Origin of the sequence: Clostridium fallax, from assembly GCF_900129365.1 — a bacterium.
GTDB classification, from domain to species: Bacteria; Bacillota; Clostridia; order Clostridiales; family Clostridiaceae; genus Clostridium_AH; species Clostridium_AH fallax.
The window spans coordinates 72,220-94,344 of record NZ_FQVM01000009.1 but is presented as its reverse complement, the minus strand read 5'-3'; the positions used below and the strand labels follow the sequence as shown (position 1 = coordinate 94,344).

20 protein-coding genes and 1 riboswitch are annotated in these 22,125 nt (G+C 26.7%); of the genes, 19 read left to right on the top strand and 1 reads right to left on the bottom strand.

Annotation, left to right across the window (positions count from 1 at the left end; all coding sequences use genetic code 11):
• Nucleotides 1-355: 355 nt before the first annotated feature.
• Nucleotides 356-532: riboswitch (cobalamin riboswitch) on the top strand.
• Between the two features lie 110 nt (nucleotides 533-642).
• From BUA70_RS06555 to BUA70_RS06525, 7 genes are all read left to right on the top strand, one after another.
• Nucleotides 643-1,659, top strand: coding sequence for an ABC transporter substrate-binding protein (locus BUA70_RS06555; RefSeq protein ID WP_072895166.1), 1,017 nt, complete (start codon nucleotides 643-645; stop codon nucleotides 1,657-1,659).
• A 14-nt stretch (nucleotides 1,660-1,673) separates the two neighbouring features.
• Nucleotides 1,674-2,762 carry a FecCD family ABC transporter permease gene (locus BUA70_RS06550; RefSeq protein ID WP_072895163.1) on the top strand — a complete coding sequence of 363 codons (1,089 nt, stop codon included), beginning with the start codon at nucleotides 1,674-1,676 and terminating at the stop codon, nucleotides 2,760-2,762.
• Nucleotides 2,763-3,533, top strand: coding sequence for a heme ABC transporter ATP-binding protein (locus tag BUA70_RS06545; RefSeq protein WP_072895160.1), 771 nt, complete (start codon nucleotides 2,763-2,765; stop codon nucleotides 3,531-3,533).
• A 1-nt stretch (nucleotide 3,534) separates the two neighbouring features.
• Complete coding sequence (locus tag BUA70_RS06540; protein WP_072895157.1) at nucleotides 3,535-3,852, top strand: CGGC domain-containing protein; 318 nt, start codon at nucleotides 3,535-3,537, stop codon at nucleotides 3,850-3,852.
• A 510-nt stretch (nucleotides 3,853-4,362) separates the two neighbouring features.
• A complete protein-coding gene (locus BUA70_RS06535) occupies nucleotides 4,363-6,762 on the top strand; it encodes a cation-translocating P-type ATPase (protein WP_072895153.1) in 2,400 nt (799 codons plus the stop codon).
• A 178-nt stretch (nucleotides 6,763-6,940) separates the two neighbouring features.
• Complete coding sequence (locus BUA70_RS06530; RefSeq protein WP_072895150.1) at nucleotides 6,941-7,789, top strand: DegV family protein; 849 nt, start codon at nucleotides 6,941-6,943, stop codon at nucleotides 7,787-7,789.
• A gap of 182 nt (nucleotides 7,790-7,971) precedes the next feature.
• Nucleotides 7,972-8,451, top strand: coding sequence for a hypothetical protein (locus BUA70_RS06525; protein WP_083573471.1), 480 nt, complete (start codon nucleotides 7,972-7,974; stop codon nucleotides 8,449-8,451).
• A gap of 158 nt (nucleotides 8,452-8,609) precedes the next feature.
• On the opposite strand, the gene BUA70_RS06520 is transcribed toward BUA70_RS06525, so the two are convergent.
• Nucleotides 8,610-9,251 (bottom strand): PHP-associated domain-containing protein, encoded by a 642-nt coding sequence (locus BUA70_RS06520; protein ID WP_072895145.1) that lies wholly within the window; start codon nucleotides 9,249-9,251, stop codon nucleotides 8,610-8,612.
• Nucleotides 9,252-9,466: 215 nt separating this feature from the next.
• Between BUA70_RS06520 and BUA70_RS06515 the strand changes: the two genes are divergently transcribed.
• From BUA70_RS06515 to hemC, 12 genes are all read left to right on the top strand, one after another.
• A complete protein-coding gene (locus BUA70_RS06515; RefSeq protein WP_072895142.1) occupies nucleotides 9,467-10,501 on the top strand; it encodes an ABC transporter substrate-binding protein in 1,035 nt (344 codons plus the stop codon).
• Nucleotides 10,491-12,167, top strand: coding sequence for an ABC transporter permease (locus BUA70_RS06510; protein ID WP_072895138.1), 1,677 nt, complete (start codon nucleotides 10,491-10,493; stop codon nucleotides 12,165-12,167). Before BUA70_RS06515 ends, BUA70_RS06510 begins: the two co-directional genes overlap by 11 nt.
• On the top strand, nucleotides 12,148-13,104 hold the full coding sequence (locus BUA70_RS06505) for an ABC transporter ATP-binding protein (RefSeq protein ID WP_072895135.1): 957 nt from the start codon (nucleotides 12,148-12,150) through the stop codon (nucleotides 13,102-13,104). The genes BUA70_RS06510 and BUA70_RS06505 overlap by 20 nt, the downstream gene beginning before the upstream one ends.
• A 418-nt stretch (nucleotides 13,105-13,522) precedes the next feature.
• Entirely contained in the window at nucleotides 13,523-14,857 is a 1,335-nt protein-coding gene (locus tag BUA70_RS06500) for an APC family permease (protein ID WP_072895131.1), read from the top strand.
• 59 nt (nucleotides 14,858-14,916) lie between these two features.
• Nucleotides 14,917-15,609: a Crp/Fnr family transcriptional regulator gene (locus tag BUA70_RS06495; RefSeq protein WP_072895128.1), complete on the top strand. Its 693-nt coding sequence runs from the start codon at nucleotides 14,917-14,919 to the stop codon at nucleotides 15,607-15,609.
• A gap of 98 nt (nucleotides 15,610-15,707) precedes the next feature.
• Nucleotides 15,708-16,472 (top strand): formate/nitrite transporter family protein, encoded by a 765-nt coding sequence (locus BUA70_RS06490; RefSeq protein ID WP_072895125.1) that lies wholly within the window; start codon nucleotides 15,708-15,710, stop codon nucleotides 16,470-16,472.
• A 10-nt stretch (nucleotides 16,473-16,482) separates the two neighbouring features.
• A complete protein-coding gene (gene asrA / locus BUA70_RS06485; protein ID WP_072895122.1) occupies nucleotides 16,483-17,499 on the top strand; it encodes an anaerobic sulfite reductase subunit AsrA in 1,017 nt (338 codons plus the stop codon).
• Nucleotides 17,492-18,283, top strand: a complete 792-nt coding sequence (gene asrB, locus BUA70_RS06480) for an anaerobic sulfite reductase subunit AsrB (RefSeq protein ID WP_072895119.1) — start codon at nucleotides 17,492-17,494, stop codon at nucleotides 18,281-18,283. Before asrA ends, asrB begins: the two co-directional genes overlap by 8 nt.
• 11 nt (nucleotides 18,284-18,294) lie before the next feature.
• A complete protein-coding gene (asrC, locus tag BUA70_RS06475; RefSeq protein WP_072895117.1) occupies nucleotides 18,295-19,251 on the top strand; it encodes a sulfite reductase subunit C in 957 nt (318 codons plus the stop codon).
• Nucleotides 19,252-19,418: 167 nt separating this feature from the next.
• Complete coding sequence (gene hemA / locus BUA70_RS06470; protein ID WP_072895115.1) at nucleotides 19,419-20,618, top strand: glutamyl-tRNA reductase; 1,200 nt, start codon at nucleotides 19,419-19,421, stop codon at nucleotides 20,616-20,618.
• Nucleotides 20,585-21,235: an NAD(P)-dependent oxidoreductase gene (locus tag BUA70_RS06465; RefSeq protein WP_072895113.1), complete on the top strand. Its 651-nt coding sequence runs from the start codon at nucleotides 20,585-20,587 to the stop codon at nucleotides 21,233-21,235. Before hemA ends, BUA70_RS06465 begins: the two co-directional genes overlap by 34 nt.
• A 12-nt stretch (nucleotides 21,236-21,247) precedes the next feature.
• Nucleotides 21,248-22,120, top strand: coding sequence for a hydroxymethylbilane synthase (hemC, locus tag BUA70_RS06460; protein ID WP_072895111.1), 873 nt, complete (start codon nucleotides 21,248-21,250; stop codon nucleotides 22,118-22,120).
• The last annotated feature ends 5 nt before the right edge of the window (nucleotides 22,121-22,125 follow it).

Below are 22,125 nucleotides of genomic sequence, written 5' to 3'. Positions count from 1 at the left end.
GCGATTGGCGGTTTTTCAGAGCGCGAGTAGCGCTGCCAGTACCATGCCCTTATAGGGCTTAATCAAGCCACCAGCTTAGCTGGTGGTACATGACTGATAAACTTTTAAGATTTATAAATATTTTTAGAAATGAGAAGTTAATTTATGAGTTTATTTAAAGAGGGAATATTTTATATATTTAATTAAAGTAAAACTTTAAAAAGTTTTAGTAAATTAAGTTTTGTATAATTAATACATTATAGGTATAATAATAAAGGAATTATACAAAAGGTAAAATCATAATAAATTTTATTTTGAAAAATTTATTATGAAAATAAAGGCTTATAACTATTATAAGTTTTAATGTATACCTTTAACTAATATTAAGTTTTTAGGTTTCTTTTGAAATAATAGGGAAGTTAGTGAAAGTCTAACACAGCCCCCGCTACTGTAAACACTACTTATAAATATTAATCCACTGATTGCTTATTGGGAAGGAATTTATAGGGTTTTATGTGTAAGTCAGGAGACCTGCCTAAAAACATAATAAATAAACTTCGGAGGGAGGGTTTAATTTATAAAATGTTAAGAGGAATTTTATTATGAAAATTTTATGGATTAAAAAGGAAATTGATTTAAATTAAAATTTATCGGAGGAAGCATATGAATAAATTATTTAAAAAATTATCAATAGTTCTTATGATAGTATTCTGCTTTACATTAGTAGCTTGTAATAATATAAAGGATACTGAAAAAAAAGATGCTACTAGTACTACGGAAGGAGAAAATAAGGACAAGTATCCAGTAACTATAGAGAATTTTAATTCAGAAAGTAAAACAATAGAAGAAACTTTTAAGGAAACTCCTAAAAGAGTTATAAGTACAAATCAAACTACTACAGAAATGCTTTTAGAATTAGGTCTTGGACAATATATGGTAGGAACATCTTATTTGGATAATCAGGTTTTACCATCTTTAGAAAAAGAATATAATAAAATTCCTGTTCTAGCACCTAAATATCCTTCAAAGGAAGTAGTCTTAGAAAAAAATCCAGATTTTATTATAGGATGGAAAAGTGCCTTTTCAGATAAAAATTTAGGGTCTGTAAGTTCATGGAATGAAAAGGGAGTAAATACTTACATACAAAGAAATTCTGGGGTCTTAAAGAAATGTGATGTTGAAAATATATATGAAGATATTAAAAATATAGGAAAAATATTTGCAATAGAAGATAAAGCAAATGACTATATAGAAAATATGAAGAAAAAAATAAAAGGTATAGAAGAGAAAACTAAAAAATTAGATAAAAAAGCAAAGGTTTTAGTTATAGAAGGAGAAGGGGATAACAAATATAGAGCATATGGAGATAATTCATTAGCTGTTGATATGGTAGAAAAAGCTGGTGGAGAAAATGTATGCAAAAAAAGTGGAAGTATTAGTACGGAAAATATAATAGAAATGAATCCAGATGTGATAGTATTAATTTATTTTGAACAACAAGCAAAGGATAATAAAGATGCAGATAGCTTATTAAATAACGAATCACTACAAAAGGTAAATGCTATAAAAGATAAAAGAATATTATATACACCATTATCAGAAACTTATGGTGGTGGAGTTAGAACTGTACTTGGTATAGAAACAATGGCTAAAGGATTTTATCCAGATTTATTTAAATAACAAAAGGAGAAAAGATGGATATAAATAAAGGTAGCAGTATAAAACTTAAGGGGAAAACCTTTAATAAATTAATATTAATAATTATAATTTTAACTTTAATATTAGCTATATCAATGGTTTTATCAGTGACTTTTGGTGCTGCAAACTTAAGTCCATATGATGCTTATAAAATAATAATCTATAAGATATTTCATATACCTATAGGGAATGTAGATTCCTTAATTAAAAGTACATCCTATGATATTGTATGGTTGATTAGATTTCCAAGAGTACTTTTAGGAGCAGTAGTTGGAATGGCCCTAGCTGTTGTAGGAGTTGTTATGCAAGCTACAGTACAAAATCCATTAGCAGATCCTTATATACTTGGGCTGTCTTCAGGAGCTTCTCTTGGAGCAACCTTTAGTATAATTATAGGATTTAATGGAATATTATTAGGTTTTGGAGTGACTTTTGGAGCATTTTTAGGATCTTTAGTATCTGCTGTTTTGGTATTTTTGTTATCTAATATTGGAGAAAAGATTACATCAGAAAAGCTAGTTTTATCTGGTATGATAATAGGATCAATATGTTCAGCTTTTACTAGTTTTATAATTTATTTAGCAGATAATTCAGAAAAGATAAAAACTGTAACTTTTTGGATGATGGGAAGTTTAGCAGGAGCATCTTGGAAGAACATAGGTCTTCCTTTAATTTTGGTTATTATAGCTTTAGTTTATTTGTTTTTCCAATTTAGAATCTTAAATACAATGCTTCTTGGAGACGATAATGGTATAACTCTTGGCATAGATATTTCAAAATATAGAAAAATATATATGGTAATATGTTCTTTAATAACAGGTATTTTGGTGTGTATTTGTGGAATTATAGGTTTTGTAGGACTTATAATACCTCATATTGTTAGAATGGTTGTAGGATCAGATCATAAAAAGTTACTTCCTATAAGTGCCTTAGTAGGAGGAATATTTTTGGTTTGGACTGATGTTTTTTCAAGAACAATTATGCATAATATGGAACTCCCTATAGGAATATTAACTTCTATGTTAGGTGCCCCTTGTCTTATGTGGCTTATGATAAAAAAATCCTACAAAACAGGAGGCAGATAAATGAAATTAAAGGTAGAAAATTTAGCTGTAAATTTGGGTAATAAAGATATAGTTAAAAATGTTTCTTTAGATGTAGAAAAGGGAGAATTTGTAGGAATAATCGGGCCTAATGGAAGTGGTAAATCTACTATACTAAAAACCCTTTATAAAATATTAAAAGCAAAAAATGGACAAATATTTTTAGACGGAAAAAATATAAGTAATATGTCTATAAAAAGCTTAGCTAAAGAACAAGCTGTATTAAGTCAATTTAATGAATATAATTTTGAGTTTAAAGTAGAAGATATAGTTATAATGGGAAGAAATCCATATAAGGGATTGTTTGAACTAGATACTAAAGAAGATTATGAAATTGTATTACAATGCTTAAAAAAAGTAGACATGGAAAATTATAAGGATAGAAATTTTTCTACACTATCTGGAGGAGAAAAACAAAGGGTTTTATTAGCTAGAGCTATAGCACAAAAAACAGATTTATTAATATTAGACGAGCCTACAAATCATTTAGATATAAAATATCAAATTCAAATATTAGATTTAGTAAAATCTTTGGGAATAACTGTAGTTGCAGCGCTTCATGATTTAAATTTAGCAGCCATGTATTCTGATAAAATATATGCAATTAATGACGGAAAAATAGTTGCTTTTGGAAAGCCAGAAGAAGTTTTAACTAAAGATTTAATAAAAAATATATTTGAAGTTAATAGTGAAGTATCTATACATCCAATAACAGGAAAAATAAATATAGTATTCCTTCCAGGAGGTATGTAATTTGAAGATTGCTATTGTTATTTGTGAAAAATTAAGTTATGAATGTTCGGCAATAGGATGCTTTAATGCATTTAACAAAAAAGAAAAAGCTTTTGAAATATATAAAAATGATAATATAGAATTATTTGGACTTTTTCATTGTAATGGATGTAATAGTGACTTAAATAAAGATTTAGATTATAAGATTACACAGCTTAAAAAGTTTAATGTAGAGATAATACATTTAGCAAAATGTATAGAAGTTGAATGCTTTAGATATTGTGAAATAAAAAGGTTTTTTGAGAATAAAGGGTTTAAAGTTATAGAAGGAACCCATTAGATTTCTTATTATAAATAACTCATTTTATTTAAAATAATTTATAAATATTTAATTATATAAATTTAAAAGATAAAGAGAAAAAATTATTTGTTTTTCTCTTTATTTTTTATTGAGCATTATGAAAAATAATAATTATTTTAATAGTTATAAATACTATAATATTTGCTTAAAATAATTAAATGAAAGTATTATATAATACTTTCATTTAATTTAAATTATTTTTTAAAATTAAGATATTAAAATTTCTTTTTACATTGCAATATATTTTTTCTAATAAGATTGTTGAAAATTTTATTAGAAAAAATAATTTTCTCAGTTATTTATTATTTAATTAAATAATATTAAGATGTTCATAAATATTTAAGAAGATTTTAAGGTTTAATTAAAGAGAATTTATAGTAAAATATGTATAATCTTATATGATGAAAGATTTAATTTTAGAATAAAACTTAAATTAAGTATTTAAAATTTATAAATTTAACTAAAGTAAAATATCTAAGGAGAGATGTAATGGAGAGAAATGAGTTGGATAACACTCGAAATGAAAAAATATTAGGCTTAACAGAGGAGCAAGTAAAGGAAAGAGTAAAAAAAGGAGAAATAAATGTTATACCAGATGCGCCTTCAAGGACATTAGGACAAATTATAAGGGCTAATTTATTTAATAGATTTAATGCTATTAATTTAGGTCTAGCTGTAGCAGTTATTTTAGCAGGATCTCCTAAAAATGCTTTATTTGCTTTTGTAATTTTGATAAATACTTGTATAGGAATTTTTCAAGAGTTAAAGGCAAAAGCTACAATTGAAAAATTATCTATATTAAGTTCATCAAAAGTTACAGTAATAAGAGATGGAAAAGAAAAAGAAGTTTCAATTGAAGATGTAGTATTAAATGATGTTATAGTTCTTGAAACTGGAAATCAGATAATAGCTGATGGCGAAGTTATTGGTGATGATGAGTTTGATGTAGATGAATCTTTATTAACTGGAGAATCTGATGCAGTTCATAAAAAAAGGGGAGATAATTTATTATCAGGAAGTTTTATAATTGCTGGAAGAGGATACTTTACAGTTACTAAGGTTGGTAAGGACACATATGCAGCAAAATTGTCAGAGGAAGCTAAAAAATTTAAAAAAGTTAATTCAGAGCTTCAAAGTTCTATAGATAAAATATTAAAGTATATAATGTGGATCATAGTACCAGTAAGTATACTTCTTATATTTACCCAAATATATTTTTCTGGTAAGAGCTGGCAACAGGCTGCTTTAGGTGCAGTTGCTGGTATTGTTGGTATGGTTCCAGAAGGGTTAGTTTTATTAACTAGTTTAACTTTTGTAGCAGGAGTTATAAGACTATCAAAATGGAACACTTTAGTGCAAGAGTTACCAGCCACAGAGATTTTAGCAAGAGTAGATGTTCTTTGCTTAGATAAAACTGGTACCTTAACAGAGGGAGTACTAAAAGTTGTAGATACTATTCCTTTAAATAATAATAATTTAGAGGATGTAGAAATAAAAATATCTAATGTGGTAAAAGCTTCAGAAGGGAATAATAGCACGGATAAAGCTTTAAAAGATAGATTTAAAAGTCATAATGATTTTGAGGTATTAGAAAAGATTCCATTTTCCTCTGCAAGAAAATGGAATGCAGTATCTTTTAAAAAAGAAGGTTCTTTTTATCTTGGTGCACCTGAAATGGTTCTAAAGAATAGATATGAAGAAATAAGAGATTTAGTAGAAGATGCTGCATCAAAGGGAAAGAGAGTTTTAGTTTTTGCTCATGATAATAGCCAGTCTCTTTCTGAAAAAGCTCCTGAGGATTTAGAGCCTTTAGCAATTATATTAATTCAAGATACAATAAGAAAAGAAGCAGCACAAACTTTAGCATATTTTAAAAAGCAAGATGTTAATATAAAAATAATTTCAGGAGATAATCCTATTACTGTTTCTGCTATAGCTAAAGAATCTGGAGTGCAAAATGCAGATAAATGTATAGATGCGAGAACCTTGCCAGAGGATAGAGAACAGTTAAGAGAAATATTAGAAAAGAATACTGTTTTTGGTAGAGTAAATCCTCATCAAAAGAAAGAGTTTGTTAAAGCCCTTCAAAGCCAAGGACACACTGTTGCAATGACTGGTGATGGAGTAAATGATGTATTAGCTTTAAAAGAATCTGACTGTGGTATAGCAATGGCTACTGGTAGTGATGCTACAAAAGCAGTTGCACAGCTTGTACTTTTAGATTCTAATTTTAGTGCATTGCCAGAGGTAGTAGCAGAAGGTAGAAGAATGATAAATAATATTGAAAGAGTAGCTGTAATGTTTTTATCAAAGACAGTTTATTCTGTAATGTTATCAATTATATTTATATTCTTATTAATGCCATTCCCATTATTGCCAATACAATTATCTCTTATAGGATCTATAGCTATAGGGATACCTTCTTTCTTCTTAGCTTTAGTTCCTAATACAGGTATTGTTAAATTAGGCTTCCTTAAAAGGGTGTTTGTAGAAAGGTCTATCCCTAATGGTATTATTATGTGCCTTAGCACTACTACTATATTTGTTTTAGGAATAACTAATGGTCTTCCATTAGGGCAATGTAGAACCTTAGCAGTAATTGTATTAGGTGGAATAAGCTTAGTTTTACTGTTTACTATTGCAAAACCTTTTGACACTTTTAAGTTTTTATTAGTAGTATGTATGTTTGCATTATTTTCATTAGCCTTTATGTTTGGAATAGGAAGAATGATATTTAATCTTGAAAATATAAGTTTATTTTATTTATTAGTATCAGGTGGATTTATTGCAGCCTCATTACCAATAGCGAACTTATTAAAAAAAGTTGTAATTAAGATTAGTAATAATTTAGAAAAAAAAACTAGTGCAAAAATAGAAATTAATGATTAATGTAAAAATAAACTGAAGAGATCTTTTAGATTTCTTCAGTTTATTTATATTTAATGTTATTTTTCAATTAATAGAATAATTAAAAATTAAAAATCTTGATTAAAGATAATAACTGGCTGTATTATAGTAATATCATCTTAATTTTAAAGAATATTATGAAAGTGGAGGAGAGAATGAAGTGGGCGTTAAGATAATTACTGATAGTACTTCTTATATACCAAAGGAATTTCTAAAAAAATATGATATAAAAGTTGCATCATTAAGCGTTTCATTAGGAAATGAGGTATTTAGAGAAGTTGATATAGACAACAATTATTTTTATAAAAAAATGGATCAATGTGATGAGTTTCCTAAATCATCTCAACCATCAATAGAAGAATTAAGAGCTTTAATGGAAGAAATAATTAAAAATGGAGATGATGTAGTATGTGTATTTATCTCATCTGATATGAGTGGTACTTATTCTACTGCAAATATGGTAAAAAATATGATTATTTCAGATTATCCTAATAGTAAAATCCAAATTATAGATTCAAGAACAAATTGTATGCAAATGGGATATGGAGTTTTACAAGGTGCAAAAGCTGCAAAGGAAGGAAAGGAAATAGGGGAAGTTTTAAAGGAAATAGAAGCTGTATTAGAAAATAGTAGATTTTTATTTACTCCAGATACATTAACTTATCTAAAAAAGGGTGGAAGAATTGGAGGAGCTAGTGCTTTACTAGGAAATATACTTAAAATAAGGCCTATTTTAACTGTTGTAGATGGCAAGACTACTGTTCTTGATAAGGTTAGAACGAAAAAGAAAGCAGTAGATAAAATGGTTAATACCTTTATAGAGGATATAAATAAAAATATTTTAGGTGATGTTATAGTACATCATATTAATTGTGAAGAAGAGGGCAAGGAACTTGCAAATAGAATAAAAGAATTATTAAATGTAAATGTTGAAATAACATCTATAGGGCCTGTTATAGGGACTCATGTAGGCCCAGGAGCTATAGGAATAGCCTATTATACTAAATAATTAGGTGATTTACTTATAAAAAATAGCTATGATATTAAATAAAACTTTTAATATCATAGCTATTTTAATTATATTAATATATAAAATAGTTTATTAATCTTATATAAATAATCTCTATTAGAAAAATTAAGTAAATATATATAGAATATAGATATAAGGACTAATGGTAAGGAGGGGTTATTTTGGTTAAGGATTTATTGTTATCTATGAGTAAAGATGATAGGGAAAAAATTATGAGGGAAGAATTAGGTGAAGAGAAGTGTAAAATACTTGATAAATACAATCTTTATTCTAACGATAGGCTATATTGGGAGAGAATTCAAGAAAAGTATCCAACTCAGGAGTATTTTTCTCATAAATTTGCTTTAAAGTCATCTCCTTTAGGAATGATTTTTCATATATATAGACTTTGTTTTGCTAAAACTAAATATTTTGAAAATCACTGGGATAAATTTATTCCTTGCTATTATGATTTTAAAAGAGGATTCGTTGAAACAGATATTTCTAATATGGAGTATATAAAGCAAAAAAGCACAGGAATAGTTATAGATTTAAGAGAACTTGCTAAAATTCATTGGGTAAAAGATTTTCATGATTTATGTGACTACTTAGAAAGAGAAGAAGAAAAAGTGATGAGAGAAGATAAAATAGTTAATATTTAAGCCTTTGTGTAAATGTATACAATAAATTAATTCATAAAACAAAAATAAAAGAGGACTGTTGCATTAAGAAATTTACATACAATATATTGATTTCTAAATTTATAATTATTAGATTATAGTGTAGTGTTTATTCTTAAGGCTGCAGCCCTTTAGAAATTTTATTTTAAAGTATCATATATATTTATTCTTTCAAATCCTTTAGATTTCCTTATAACAGGGCAGAAATTTTTATTCTTAACAGCTTCTATAAAATCTATATGATCTCGAATATTATCTTTAAATTCTGTAGCATATTTACCTAAGTTTTCAATTACATGAGCATCACTAGCACCAAAGGAAGGTAGATTTAATTCAGTAGCTAATGTATAGGCAGTTAAGTTATGGTGGGGAGTTGTACTACCATTAAAAGATTCTACACCAGAAAGTAAATGAGAAACTTCTCTTATATGATTTTTTAAACCTCTATTATTAGTTCTAAAAGGATGAGCAGATATAGCTATTCCATTAGCTTTATTAACTAATTCTAAAAGTTCTTTAGAGCTAATCATTTTCTTTGGTAAATCCTCTAAACCAAAAACTAAAATATCACCTTCATAAGTTAATATTTCTGCACCAACTATAACTAGCATATCATTCCTTATAAATGAATTTCCAAAATCCTTTTTTAAATCGTTAGTATCATGATCAGTAATACAAATAGCATCTAATCCAATTGATTTCCCTTTTTCTATTATTTCATCTAATGTTATTTTGCTATCTGGTGAATATTTACTTTCATGTATATGAGTGTCTATTATCATAAGGTCCTCCTAATTTAACATTACTTATTATTCCAATTAAAAATTTATTTATATAAAAGATAATTTAATTTTAATATAGAAAGTTTTTAAAAGTTTATATATTGATAAATATAATAGATTAAAATTTAACTATAGATAATTATAATTACTAAAAATGTTTTAATATGATAATATTAGTAGAGAATATAGTGTTTTTGTAAAATGGAGGGAGTAATATGAAAAAAGTAAGAAAATTATTGGCAATAGCTTTAGCAGCCACATTTTCATTAGGGGCTATAGGGTGTTCTGGTAGTAAAAAAGAAGAGCCTAAAAAAGATGAAACTTTAAAAATAGTTACTACATCAGAAGACTATAAAAAATTATTTGATAAATTTACAGAGGATACAAATGTAAAGGTTGAATTTTTATCTATGTCTTCAGGAGAAGTTTTATCAAGAGTTAAAGCAGAAGGAGATAAACCTATGGCTGATCTTTGGTTTGGTGGTGGTATAGATGCCTTTATGCAAGCTAAAGAAGATGGATTACTTCAAAAGTGTGATTTTAAAGATATGGATAAATTAGCACCAGAATTTAAAGATAAAGAAGACTATTGGTTTAGTAAAGGAATTACTATAGTTGGATTTATGGTTAATAATGGGGTTATGAAGGAGAAAAATCTTAAGGATCCAAAAAGTTGGGATGATTTAACAAATCCTCAATATAAGGGAGAAATATTAATGTCTAATCCAGCAGTATCTGGAACTAATTATGCAGTAGTTAATGCATTACTTCAAAAAAAAGGCGAAGAACAAGGTTGGAAGTACTTTGAAGAATTAAATAAAAATATTGAATATTACTCAAAAAGAGGTAAAGATCCAAGTACAAAAACTATGGCTGGAGAAGTAGGGATAGGAATAACTTATATAGATAAGGCCCTAGAAAAAGCGGAAAAAGAAAAAGATGTAAAAATAATATATCCAGAAGATGGAATTCCATGGGTGCCAGAGGGCGTTGCAATCTTTAAAAATGCTAAAAATCCAGAGCTTGCAAATAAGTTTCTATCTTGGGTTTATGAAAATGAAAATTTAAAATTACTTGCAGAAATAGATAAAAAAGATACTCTTAAATTAATAAAGCCAAGCTATGATGGTGCTGAATTAAGTTTTTCTAAGGATAAATTAATAAAAGAAAACTTATCCCTTTTTGGTAAGGATAGAAAAGAGATACTAGATAAATGGAATGCTATGGTAGGTAATAAAAATGAAAAATAATAAAAGAAAGGTATCTATTTTAGATACCTCTTTTTATAATTTAATATATAAATTAATGGTATTTTTTATAATAGCATCTATACTCATATTTATATTATGGCCTATTTTGGCAGTTATATTAAAAAGCTTTTTTAAAGATGGAACTTTTTCTTTAGAGCTTTATAAAAGTCTATTTAAAGATAATAAAAGATTATTATTTAATAGTTTATTTGTTGCTATTTTAACTACTTTAATATCTACTATATTTTCTGTAGTTATAGCTATATATACAAGTTTTTCTAAAGAAAAAAAGAAGAAGATAATAATGTTTATATTACTTCTTACAATGATTTCTCCACCTTTTGTATCAGCACTAGCATATATACAGCTTTTTGGAAGAAGAGGATTAATAACTTATAAATTACTTAATATTAAATGGAATCCTTATGGTTGGCAGGGTATTGTATCAATGCAAAGTTTAGGATTTACATCTTTAAATGCCCTAATGCTTATAGGAATAATAAAGGGAATGGATAAAAGTTTGCTTCAAGCATCTAGAGATTTAGGGGCTTCTGTTTCTTATACAATTAGGAAAGTTTTAATTCCACTTATAACTCCAGGGATTGTAGTGTGTGCTTTATTAACATTTATAAGATCTTTATCTGATTTTGGAACACCTATGACTATAGGTGGAGCTTTTGACGTTTTAGCTACTGAAATATATTTAAAAGTTATAGCTTATGGAGATTTACCTTTAGCATCGGCTATGAGTATATTAATAATAATGCCAACACTTATTCTTTTTATACCTTATAGAATTTATATGAAAAATTCTAATATTATTTCTAAAAGTAATTTAAAAATTTCATCACAAAAAATAGATTTTAACTTAAAGGGAGTAATTGGATTTATTTTTAATATCATAACAATGTTTTTTGTGATAATAATGTTACTTCAATATGGTTCTATATTTTTGTCTGCAATTACAAAGTTTAGTTATGGAAAAATGAAATTTACTTTAGATAATATAATCTATCTAAAAGAATATGGAATGGATAGCATAATAAGAAGTATAGTTTATGGAATTATATCAGGAGTAATAGGGAGTTTTCTTGGAATTTTAATAGCTTATTTTGTAGATAGAAAAAATATAAAAGGGATGAAATTTATAGATTTTGTAGCTACAATGCCATATATAATTCCTGGAACATTTTTTGGAATAGGATATATATTAGCTTTCAATAATCCACCGTTACTTTTAACAGGAACTACTATAATAGTAATTTTAAATTGTATATTTAAACAGTTACCAATGAATACAAAAACCAGTAGTGCTGCATTATCTCAAATTAATTTAGAACTTGATGAAGCTTCAAGGGATTTAGGAGCTAATAGGATATATGTAATAAAAGATATTATATTTCCTAATATGAAAACAGCTTTTTTAATAGGATTTATAAATAGTTTTACATCTACAATGACAACTTTAGGTGCAATAATCTTTCTTATTTATCCAGGCCAAAAGGTAGCTACAGTAGAGCTTTTTGATGCTATAAATAGTGGAGAGTATGGGGCAGCGGCAGCTATTGCTACAATTATTATAATAATAACCTTATCCATAAATTTAATTTTTTCAAAATTTATTTTAAAAGATAGGAATGATAGTTATGTATCTTCAATTAAATAATTTAACTAAGGAATTTAATAAAAAGAAAGCTTTAGATTCATTTAATTTAAGTATAGAAAAGGGAAAATTATTATGTCTTTTAGGTCCTTCTGGTTGTGGAAAAACTACAGCATTAAGAATAATAGGCGGTTTTTTAAGGGCAGATTTAGGAGAAGTTATTATAGATGGAGAGGATATAACAAATCTTTCACCAGAAGAAAGGCCAGTAGCTACAGTATTTCAATCCTATGCCTTATTTCCTCATTTAAATGTAATAGAAAATGTTATATATGGATTAAAGTTTCAAGGATATTCTAAAAAAGAAGCATTAAAGAAAGGCGAAGAATATCTTAAAATAGTAGGATTATTAGATCTAAAAGATAGAAAGATTCAAAATTTAAGTGGAGGACAGCAACAAAGAGTTGCACTTGCTAGAGCTTTAGTGATAAACCCTAAAATTTTATTGTTAGATGAGCCCTTAAGTAACTTAGATGCAAAACTTAGAGTGAAGATGAGAAATGAAATAAAAGAGCTTCAAAAGAAATTAAATATAACTATGATACTTGTTACTCATGACCAAGAAGAGGCATTAGCTATAGCAGATAAAATTGCTATTATGGAAAATGGTAAACTTAAACAAATAGGAACACCAAAAGAAATATATAACAATCCTAAAAATATGTTTACATTAAATTTTATGGGGGCTTCTAATATATTAAAAGAGGATGAAGATAAAGTTATATTTTGTAGACCAGAAGATATTAGTTTATCTAAGGAATGCGGGGATATAGAAGGGAAAATAATAAGTAGTACTTTTATGGGTTTTTATAATGTTTATTCTGTAAAATGTAATGGAAAAGATTATTTAGTGAATAGTAAAAATGATTTTAATAATTATTATAATGAAGGAGAAATAATTTGGTTAACTTTTCATAACAAGGGGTTTTTTAAAAAGTAAATTTTATTAGTTAATTATATGAAAGTTAATATTTTTATAGTATATATTAATTGAAATTAAATAATAACATAAAAAATATTGAATATTAAGATAACATATGATATAAATGTATTATTAAAAATATATTAATAAGTTATGAGTTTTAATTATAAGTAAATAATAAAAATAACCATTATATATTAAGTAGAGTTTTGAGCTTAAACCTTAATATTAGCAGTATTCTATAATAAGTAGAATGCTGTTTTTATTTAATTATAAGTTTAAAATAATTAACAAAGGTTTAATCTTAATATTCTGCACAACATTTATAATTTATGATAAAATACATAAGTATTTCTTGTATTTTGTCGAAATAGATATAATTTATTAAACTAATAAAATTAAAAAAATCCTAATATTATAGGAAAGGAAGTAACTTATGGATAAAACTAATACTAAATCACTAAAGAAAAGTCTTGGATTATTTAATGCAATTGCCATAGTAGTTGGTATGGTTGTAGGATCGGGAATATTTTTTAAACCTTCAATAGTTTTACAAAATGCAGGTTCCCCTAAAAATGCTATAATAGCATGGATAATAGGTGGAGTAGTAGCCATAGCCTCAGGTTTAACAGTAGCAGAAATAGCAGCAGCTATACCTAAAACTGGAGGAATGTTTGTTTATTTAAAGGAATTATATGGAGAAAAGATAGGTTTTTTATATGGATGGGTACAATCGATAATATATGTACCAGGAGCTCTTGCAGCCTTAGTTATTGTTTTTTCAACAGAAATAACAAACTTTATAAACATAAGTAAAAAGGGTCAGATAGTATTATCAATTACTATAATTGTATTTTTAACAATAATGAATATATTATCAACAAAGCTTGGAAATAAAATTCAAGGAATAGCTACAATAGGTAAATTAATTCCTTTGATAGCAATAGTATTTTTAGGTTTTACAAATACAAATGAAAATATAAAAATATTAGATCCATCTTTAAATCAAGGAATAGCATTATCAGGATTTGGAGCGGCTATTTTAGGTACATTATGGGCTTATGATGGATGGGTGAGTATAGGAAATATGGCAGGAGAACTTAAAAATCCTAAAAAAGACCTTCCAAGATCAATTATAATAGGATTGGCATTAATAACTATAATTTATGTTTCATTTAATATAGCTCTTATGAAGATATTACCAGCAGATGTTTTGGCTATGTCACCTAAGGCAGCGTCAGATGCAACAGTTACTATGTTAGGCAGTAATGGAGCAAAATTTGTATCAATAGGAATATTAGTTTCAATTTTTGGTGCAATAAATGGATATATGATTACAGGGGTTAGAATTCCTTATGCAATGGCTAAAGATGGACTGGCGCCTTTTAATAACTTTTTTGGTAAAATAAACGAAAAGTATCAAACACCAGCTAATGCTTTAGTAGTTCAAGGAGTTATAGCATGCATTTATGTATTAAGTGGATCTTTTGATATATTAACTAATTTAGTTATGTTTACTATGTGGATATTCTTTGTTATGGCCATATTTGGTATATTCATTTTAAGAAAGAAGTTTAACCATATAGAAAGATCTTATAAGGTGCCATTATATCCAGTAATACCACTAATAGGATTAATTGGAGGTATATATATATTAGTTAGTACATTAATAAATAATACTTTATTTGCAGTTTTAGGTGTTATATTAACTCTTTTAGGATGGCCTATTTATTTATATATAAAAAGACAAAAGGTAGCTATAGTAGAATAATATAAAAATATGATAAAATAATAAAGAATTTATTATTTGAATTTAGGTAGGTAATAGTCATGGCCAAAATCTTATTTCAAAATTTAAAAGAATTAGAGATATTTAATGGCTTAAATGAAAATACTTTAAAAGAAATCGAAAGAGTTAATTGTGTAAAATCTTTAAGAAAAGGACAAATTTTATTTTTAGATAAGGATAGAGTTAATAACATATATATAGTTCTAGAGGGAAAGGTATCTATTTTTAAGATATCAGAAGCTTCTAATAAAAAGATAATGTTTATATTAGGAAAAGGTGAAATAATAAATGAAGTAATAATTGAGAATTATCTTAGTGAAGCTTCAAGTTGTGAAGCCTTTGAGGAAAGTGAGCTAATTGTAATAAATAGAACTGATTTTATAAATATTATGATGATGGATTTTGAGTTTAACAAACGGGTTTTAAATTCTTTAACTAAAAAGGTTAGAAGACTTTATAGACAAATAAAAAATACAAATATGCTAAAAATAGAGAAAAGATTAGCTGCAAAATTATATAAATTAGCTAAAGATTATGGAATCAAAGAAGAAAACAAAATACTTATAAATGTAAAAATTTCGGTAACTTATTTATCAGATATGCTTGGGGTTAGTAGGGAAACCGTATCAAGAGCGTTAAAAACGCTACAAAACATGGAGTTGGTTTTTCTACAAAATAGAAGTATATACATAAACGATTTAAACAAATTAATAAATTATTTCAAGAATAATTAAATATATAAATAAAAAAATAACGAACTTCTAAAAGACTGTGATTAATATCACAGCTTTTTAGAAGTTTTTTTGTTATATTTTTATCAGGAGGGATGGAAATGTATAAAGAGGAGTTTTTATTAGCAGCTAATGCAGCTAAAAGCAAAGTAAGTCTATTAAAAAGCGGAAAACAAAAATACTTAATTGCATCAATATTAGCAGGATTTTATATTGGTCTAGGAATAATGCTTATTTTTACCATAGGGGGATTGTTAAGTTCGGCACAATCACCAATGACTAAAATTGTTATGGGGTTATCTTTTGGAGTTGCTTTAAGTTTAGTAATAGCTGCTGGAGCAGAACTTTTTACTGGAAATAACTTTGTTATGACTGCAGGTATTTTAAAAAAGACTATAACAATGAAAAGTGGAATTGTTTTATGGATTTTTAATTTTATAGGAAATTTAATAGGATCAGTTGTAGGTGGATATTTATATGTTTTATCAGGAGTATCTAATGAGCCTATAAATAAGTTTATAGTTAATATTTCTTATGCAAAAATGCATGGAGCACCAATGGAACTTATAATAAGAGGATTCTTTTGTAATGTTTTAGTATGTTTAGCTGTTTGGACAACTTTTAGATTAAAAAATGAGTCAGCAAGATTAATAATGGTGTTTTGGTGTTTATTTGCCTTTATTACAACTGGATTTGAGCATAGCATAGCTAATATGACTTTACTAACAATAGGTCTTTTAGTTCCTCATCCAGAGACAGTTAATTTAGCTGGTTATTTATATAATATAGGATTAGTTACTATAGGAAATATGATAGGTGGAATATTATTAGCAGTTTCTTATTGGATAATATCTAAAGAAAGTTAGAGGTGTTTATATGGGATATATTTTAACTATAAATGAATTTAATGAAATAATAAAAAAATTAAAAAAAGATAATAAAGTTTTTGCCCCTAAGATATTCTTAGGAGAAGGGACTTTTTCAGATACAGATTTAGTAAGATATGGAGAGATAGAAGAACTTAAAGATATAGAATTTAATAAAAAATCTTCGTTTTTATATAAAGAGGTAATAATGCCTATGAACCAAACTCTTTTTTATTTTACAGAAGATAAATGTATTGAGCCAAAGGAAGATGAAAAGGGAATAATTGTATTTTTAAGAAGCTGTGATATGCATTCTGTAAAAAGAATAGATGAAATTTATTTAAATAATGGATTGGTAGATCCATATTATAAAAAATTAAGGGATAAAACAAAGTTTATATTAATAGGCTGTGAAAAAAGCTTTGATAATTGTTTTTGTGTAAGTATGGGAACTAATATATCAAAAAACTATGATGGCTATATAAATGTTTTAAATGATGAAATAGAATTTGATATAAAAGATGAATTCTTTGAGGAATACTTTAAGAATGTAGAAAAGAAGAAAGAGGACATTAATATAAAGTTTGCTAAGGAAAATGAAGTTAAGGTTAATATACCAGAAAATTTAGATATAAGTGTTATGGATTCATCATTATGGAAGGAATATTCATCAAGATGTATAGCTTGTGGAAGATGTAATTTTGTTTGTCCAACATGTACTTGTTTTACTATGCAGGATATTTTTTATAAGGATAATAGTAAAGCTGGTGAAAGAAAAAGAGTTTGGGCTTCTTGCCAGGTAAAAGGGTATACTGATATGGCTGGTGGACATTCTTTTAGAGAAGATAAGGGGCAAAGAATGAGATTTAAAGTTATGCATAAGGTATATGACTACAAAAAAAGATTTGGATATCATATGTGTGTAGGTTGTGGTAGATGTGATGATATTTGTCCAGAGTATATATCATTTTCAAATTGTGTTAATAAATTAGAAAAAGCTATGGATGAGGTGAAAAAGAATGACTAATAATTATATGCCATTTAAATCAGAGATATTAGATATAATAAAACATACGGAAATAGAGTATACTTTTAGAATGTCTTTTAAGGGTGATGTAAAACCAGGTCAGTTTTTTGAAGTATCTCTTCCAAAATATGGAGAAGCCCCTATTTCAGTAAGTGGAATTGGAGAAGGATATGTTGATTTAACTATAAGAAAAGTAGGAAAAGTTACAAATGAAATATTTAACTTTTCAGAAGGAAATTTTTTCTTTATGAGAGGTCCTTATGGAAATGGTTTTGATATAAATATTTATAAAAATAATGAGATTGTTGTTGTTGCAGGAGGTACAGGTTTATCTCCAGTAAAAGGTATTGTAGATTATTTTTCAAAAAATAGGGATCAATGTGTTAATTTTAAATTAATAGCAGGATTTAAATCGCCTAAAGATATATTATTTAAAGAAGATATAAAGTTATGGAAGAATAATTTAGATGTAACTATAACTGTAGATAATTGTGAAGAGGGATATGAAGGTGAAGTTGGATTAGTAACAAAATATATTCCTAAATTAGATATAAAAAATAAAAAAAATCTTCAAGTTATAGTAGTAGGACCTCCTATGATGATGAAATTTACAGTAGCAGAATTTTTAAAGCTTGGAATAGATGAAAAAAATATTTGGGTATCTCACGAAAGAAAGATGTGTTGTGGACTTGGAAAATGTGGACATTGTAAAATTAATTCAACTTATGTATGTGTAGATGGACCAGTATTTAATTATGTAGATGCTAAAGAATTAAGGGATTAGGAGGTATAAATATGTCACTTGATATAAATACTAAAGTATTAAAAAAGAATGCTTTTAGAATAACTAAAAAAAGAGGATTAACAGCAGTTAGAATTAGGGTACCAGGAGGCCATTTAAAGGCTAATCTCTTAATAAAAATACAGGAAATAGCAGATAAATATGGGAACGGAACAGTTCACCTAACAACAAGACAAGGTTTTGAAATTCCAGATATAAATATGAATATGATACCAGAAATAAATAGACTTATTCAGCCTATTATTGAGGAATTAGATATAAATCAAGAATCAAAAGAAAAAGGATATTCAGCGGCAGGTACTAGAAATATATCTGCTTGTATAGGAAATAATGTTTGTCCTTTTGCAAATTACAACACTTCAGAGTTTGCAGAAAAAATAGAAAAAGAAATATTTCCAAACGATTATCATGTAAAGGTAGCTTTAACGGGATGTCCTAATGATTGTATGAAAGTTAGAATGCATGATTTTGGTATTATTGGTATGACAGAACCTCAATATAATAAGGAAAGATGTGTATCCTGTGGAGCCTGTGTTGAAGTATGTAAGAAAAAATCAATAGGGGCCTTAAAAAGTGAAAACTTTAAAGTTTTAAGAGATGAAGAAAAATGTATAGGATGTGGGGAGTGTGTAGGAAAATGCCCTACAAATGCTTGGACTAGAAGTCTTGACAAATATTATAAGTTAGTTATAATGGGTAGGACAGGAAAGAAAAATCCAAGACTTGCAGAGGATTTTGTAAACTGGATTGATGAAGAAAGTATAATAAAAATAATTAAAAATACTTATGATTATATTGATAAGTATATAGATAAAGATGCGCCAGGTGGAAAAGAACATATTGGATATATCGTAGATAGAACAGGATATCAAGAGTTTAAAAAGTGGGCATTAAAAGATGTTAACTTAGGAGAAAAAGCTAAGGTTAAAGAAAACATCTATTGGAAGTAATTTTATAAAATTAATATTATTTCTATAACAATGAATATATAACTAAAAATTTATATACAACATAGTAAAAAAGTATTAAAAGCTCTCTATTTTATTAGGGAGTTTTTAGTTTTTTTGATGTATAATAATTAATGGTTATATAATAAATTAGTTAAGGATGGATAAGTATGTATTTTATATCTTATAAAAAGAATTTACCCTTAGAAATAAGAAGTAAATTTGCACTTTCTAATAAAAAGTATCCCATATACTTTGAAAAATTAAAGGAATATTTTAAGGAATCCTTAATAATAAATACCTGTAATAGAACAGAAGTTTATATAGTTCCTAAAGATAATGTTAATATAGATGATATATTAGATTATATATTTGAAGTTTTTAATTGGGATAATAATTTAAAAGACTATATATCAATAAAATCAGAAGATGCTACAATAAAGCACTTGATGGAAGTAGCATGTGGTTTTCACTCAAAGATATTAGGAGAAGATCAAATTTTATCACAAATTAAGGATTCTTTAAAGTTAGCAAGAGAAAATAAGGCTTGTGGTGAAGTTCTTCAAAAATTATTTTTAACTGCTATTACCTGTGGTAAAAAGTTTAGAAGTTGTTGTAAACTAAATGAGATACCAGTTTCTATATCTTCAATTTCAGCAAAAAAAGCAATAGAAGAAGGGTGTTTTAGGGTTTTAGTAATTGGATTTGGAGAAATTGGTGAATTAACATTAAAATATTTATTAGAAAGTAATAGAATAAATAAAGTATATATTTTGGTTAGGGATTTAAGCAAAATAGAGGCTTTAGGGGATGAGAGAGTAGAGTTTATTGATTATAGTAGAAAAAATGAAGTTATTAAGGAAGTAAATGGAATAATATCTTGTACATCTGCACCTCATTATGTAGTTAAAGAGGAGGATATACCTAAGGATAGAAGTTATAGTATGTTTGACTTGGCAGTGCCAAGGGATATAGATGAAGCCTTAGAAAAAAGAGATAATATAAAAGTTTACGATGTAGATACTTTAAGCACAATAGATTATGAAAATAAAAGATTAAGGGAGCAAAGAATAAATAATAACAAATACATAGTAAAAGAATTTATAGAAGAATTTAATAATTGGAAAAGGTTAAAGAAAGTTTTTCCGATTTTTTCTAATATGAACGATAAAAAAAATGTAATTGTAAATGAAAGAATAAAAAGCTTTATACATAAAAAAAATACTAAAGATGTAGATGAGCTTGCAGCTACTTTAATGGAAAGTGTTGCAAAGGCATATGTTAATAGAGCTATAGAAGTTTTAAAAGAAGAAGCTATGCAAGGTAGGGAAAATGAATGCATGGAAATAATGAAGAGAATATTTTTGTAAATAATTTTGAATTTGGAACCTTAGCCTTAATTGCAAATAGAATTAATGTTGGCATAATAGGTGGGGGAAAAGCTGGATTTATAAAGGCTAAAGCTTTTACTTCTAGAGGATTTAATGTAGAGGTAGTATCTATAGATTTTGTTGAAGAATTTTCTTTATTAGAATATGAAAAAAATTTTTCTAAAACTCTAGGAGAATATAGTGAAGAGTTTTTAAATGATAAACATATTGTAATAGTTGCAATAAATGATGATTTAATGAGAAATAATATAATATTTTCTTGTAAAGAAAAATATAAATTATATATAGATTGTAGTGATTTTAAAAATGGATTGGCTATAGTTCCTTTTCAGGTAGAAACTGATAGTTTGCTTTGCAGCGTAAATTCTAAAGGTGGAAATCCAAGAGTTACAAGGAAAGTAAGTGAAAAGGTAAAAAAAATTCTGTTAAGTGAAGAAAACTATGTTAAATTTACTACAAAAATAAGAAATCAATTAAAAGGAAAAGATATTTTTAAGGAAGTTATGGACTTTCTTTTAGAAGATGATTTTAGAGAGTTTTTTAATAAGGGATATGGAAAAATAATCTTAAAAATGTTTTATGATGATTTATTTTAAAGGAGTGTAGTTATGAATTTTAAGGTTGCTACTAGAAAAAGTATTTTAGCTCAAGTGCAGGCAGATCATATTATAAATCTTATGAAAAATCAATTTGGTATTGAAGGTGAAAAACTTTTAATTACAACAGAGGGTGATAAGAGATTAGATGTTGCCTTAAATAAAATAGGTGGAAAAGGCTTATTTGTAAAAGACATTGAATTAGCATTAATTGAAAAAAAAGCTCATTGTGCAGTTCATAGTATGAAGGATGTGCCTTATGAAATAGAAGATATTTTTGAAATAGGAGCCATACCTAATAGAGAAGATGTTAGGGATGCTTTTATATCTAGAGAAGGAATGAAAATATCAGATATTAAAAAGGGTGCTAAAATTGGAACAAGCAGTATAAGAAGAGCACTTCAATTAAAAGAATTAGTAAAAGATATAGAAATAGTTCCTATAAGGGGAAATGTTCAAACTAGATTAAAAAAGATGGAGGAACAAAAGTTAGATGGAATAATACTTGCAGCAGCAGGTCTTAATAGATTAAATATGAATCATATAATTACAGACTATTTTGACCCTATGAAGTTTATTCCAGCTATAGGACAAGGTGCTTTAGCAATTGAGATATTAAAAAATAATGAAGAAGCAAAAATAGTTAAAAACCTAGATAATAAAGATGTTAGAATACAAGTAGAGTGTGAAAGAAGTTTTATGAAAGCTTTAAAAGGTGGATGTCACTCTTTAATAGGAGCTTATTCTATCTTAGAAGGAAATGATATATATATGATTGGAACATTCCAAGTAGGAGACAGAATTATAACAAAAGATATTAGAGGAAATAAAGATGAACATATAATGCTTGGTGAAAGTCTAGCTGAAAAAATATTAAAGGCTTAGGAGGA

What these genes read in the sequence shown, in the direction of transcription:
- BUA70_RS06555 (WP_072895166.1), top strand. Translation starts at nt 643, where the DNA reads ATGAATAAATTATTTAAAAAATTATCAATAGTTCTTATGATAGTATTC.
- BUA70_RS06550 (WP_072895163.1), top strand. Translation starts at nt 1,674, where the DNA reads ATGGATATAAATAAAGGTAGCAGTATAAAACTTAAGGGGAAAACCTTT.
- BUA70_RS06545 (WP_072895160.1), top strand. Translation starts at nt 2,763, where the DNA reads ATGAAATTAAAGGTAGAAAATTTAGCTGTAAATTTGGGTAATAAAGAT.
- BUA70_RS06535 (WP_072895153.1), top strand. Translation starts at nt 4,363, where the DNA reads ATGGAGAGAAATGAGTTGGATAACACTCGAAATGAAAAAATATTAGGC.
- BUA70_RS06520 (WP_072895145.1), bottom strand. Translation starts at nt 9,251, where the DNA reads ATGATAATAGACACTCATATACATGAAAGTAAATATTCACCAGATAGC.
- BUA70_RS06515 (WP_072895142.1), top strand. Translation starts at nt 9,467, where the DNA reads ATGAAAAAAGTAAGAAAATTATTGGCAATAGCTTTAGCAGCCACATTT.
- BUA70_RS06510 (WP_072895138.1), top strand. Translation starts at nt 10,491, where the DNA reads ATGAAAAATAATAAAAGAAAGGTATCTATTTTAGATACCTCTTTTTAT.
- BUA70_RS06505 (WP_072895135.1), top strand. Translation starts at nt 12,148, where the DNA reads ATGTATCTTCAATTAAATAATTTAACTAAGGAATTTAATAAAAAGAAA.
- BUA70_RS06500 (WP_072895131.1), top strand. Translation starts at nt 13,523, where the DNA reads ATGGATAAAACTAATACTAAATCACTAAAGAAAAGTCTTGGATTATTT.
- BUA70_RS06495 (WP_072895128.1), top strand. Translation starts at nt 14,917, where the DNA reads ATGGCCAAAATCTTATTTCAAAATTTAAAAGAATTAGAGATATTTAAT.
- BUA70_RS06490 (WP_072895125.1), top strand. Translation starts at nt 15,708, where the DNA reads ATGTATAAAGAGGAGTTTTTATTAGCAGCTAATGCAGCTAAAAGCAAA.
- asrA (WP_072895122.1), top strand. Translation starts at nt 16,483, where the DNA reads ATGGGATATATTTTAACTATAAATGAATTTAATGAAATAATAAAAAAA.
- asrB (WP_072895119.1), top strand. Translation starts at nt 17,492, where the DNA reads ATGACTAATAATTATATGCCATTTAAATCAGAGATATTAGATATAATA.
- asrC (WP_072895117.1), top strand. Translation starts at nt 18,295, where the DNA reads ATGTCACTTGATATAAATACTAAAGTATTAAAAAAGAATGCTTTTAGA.
- hemA (WP_072895115.1), top strand. Translation starts at nt 19,419, where the DNA reads ATGTATTTTATATCTTATAAAAAGAATTTACCCTTAGAAATAAGAAGT.
- BUA70_RS06465 (WP_072895113.1), top strand. Translation starts at nt 20,585, where the DNA reads ATGCATGGAAATAATGAAGAGAATATTTTTGTAAATAATTTTGAATTT.
- hemC (WP_072895111.1), top strand. Translation starts at nt 21,248, where the DNA reads ATGAATTTTAAGGTTGCTACTAGAAAAAGTATTTTAGCTCAAGTGCAG.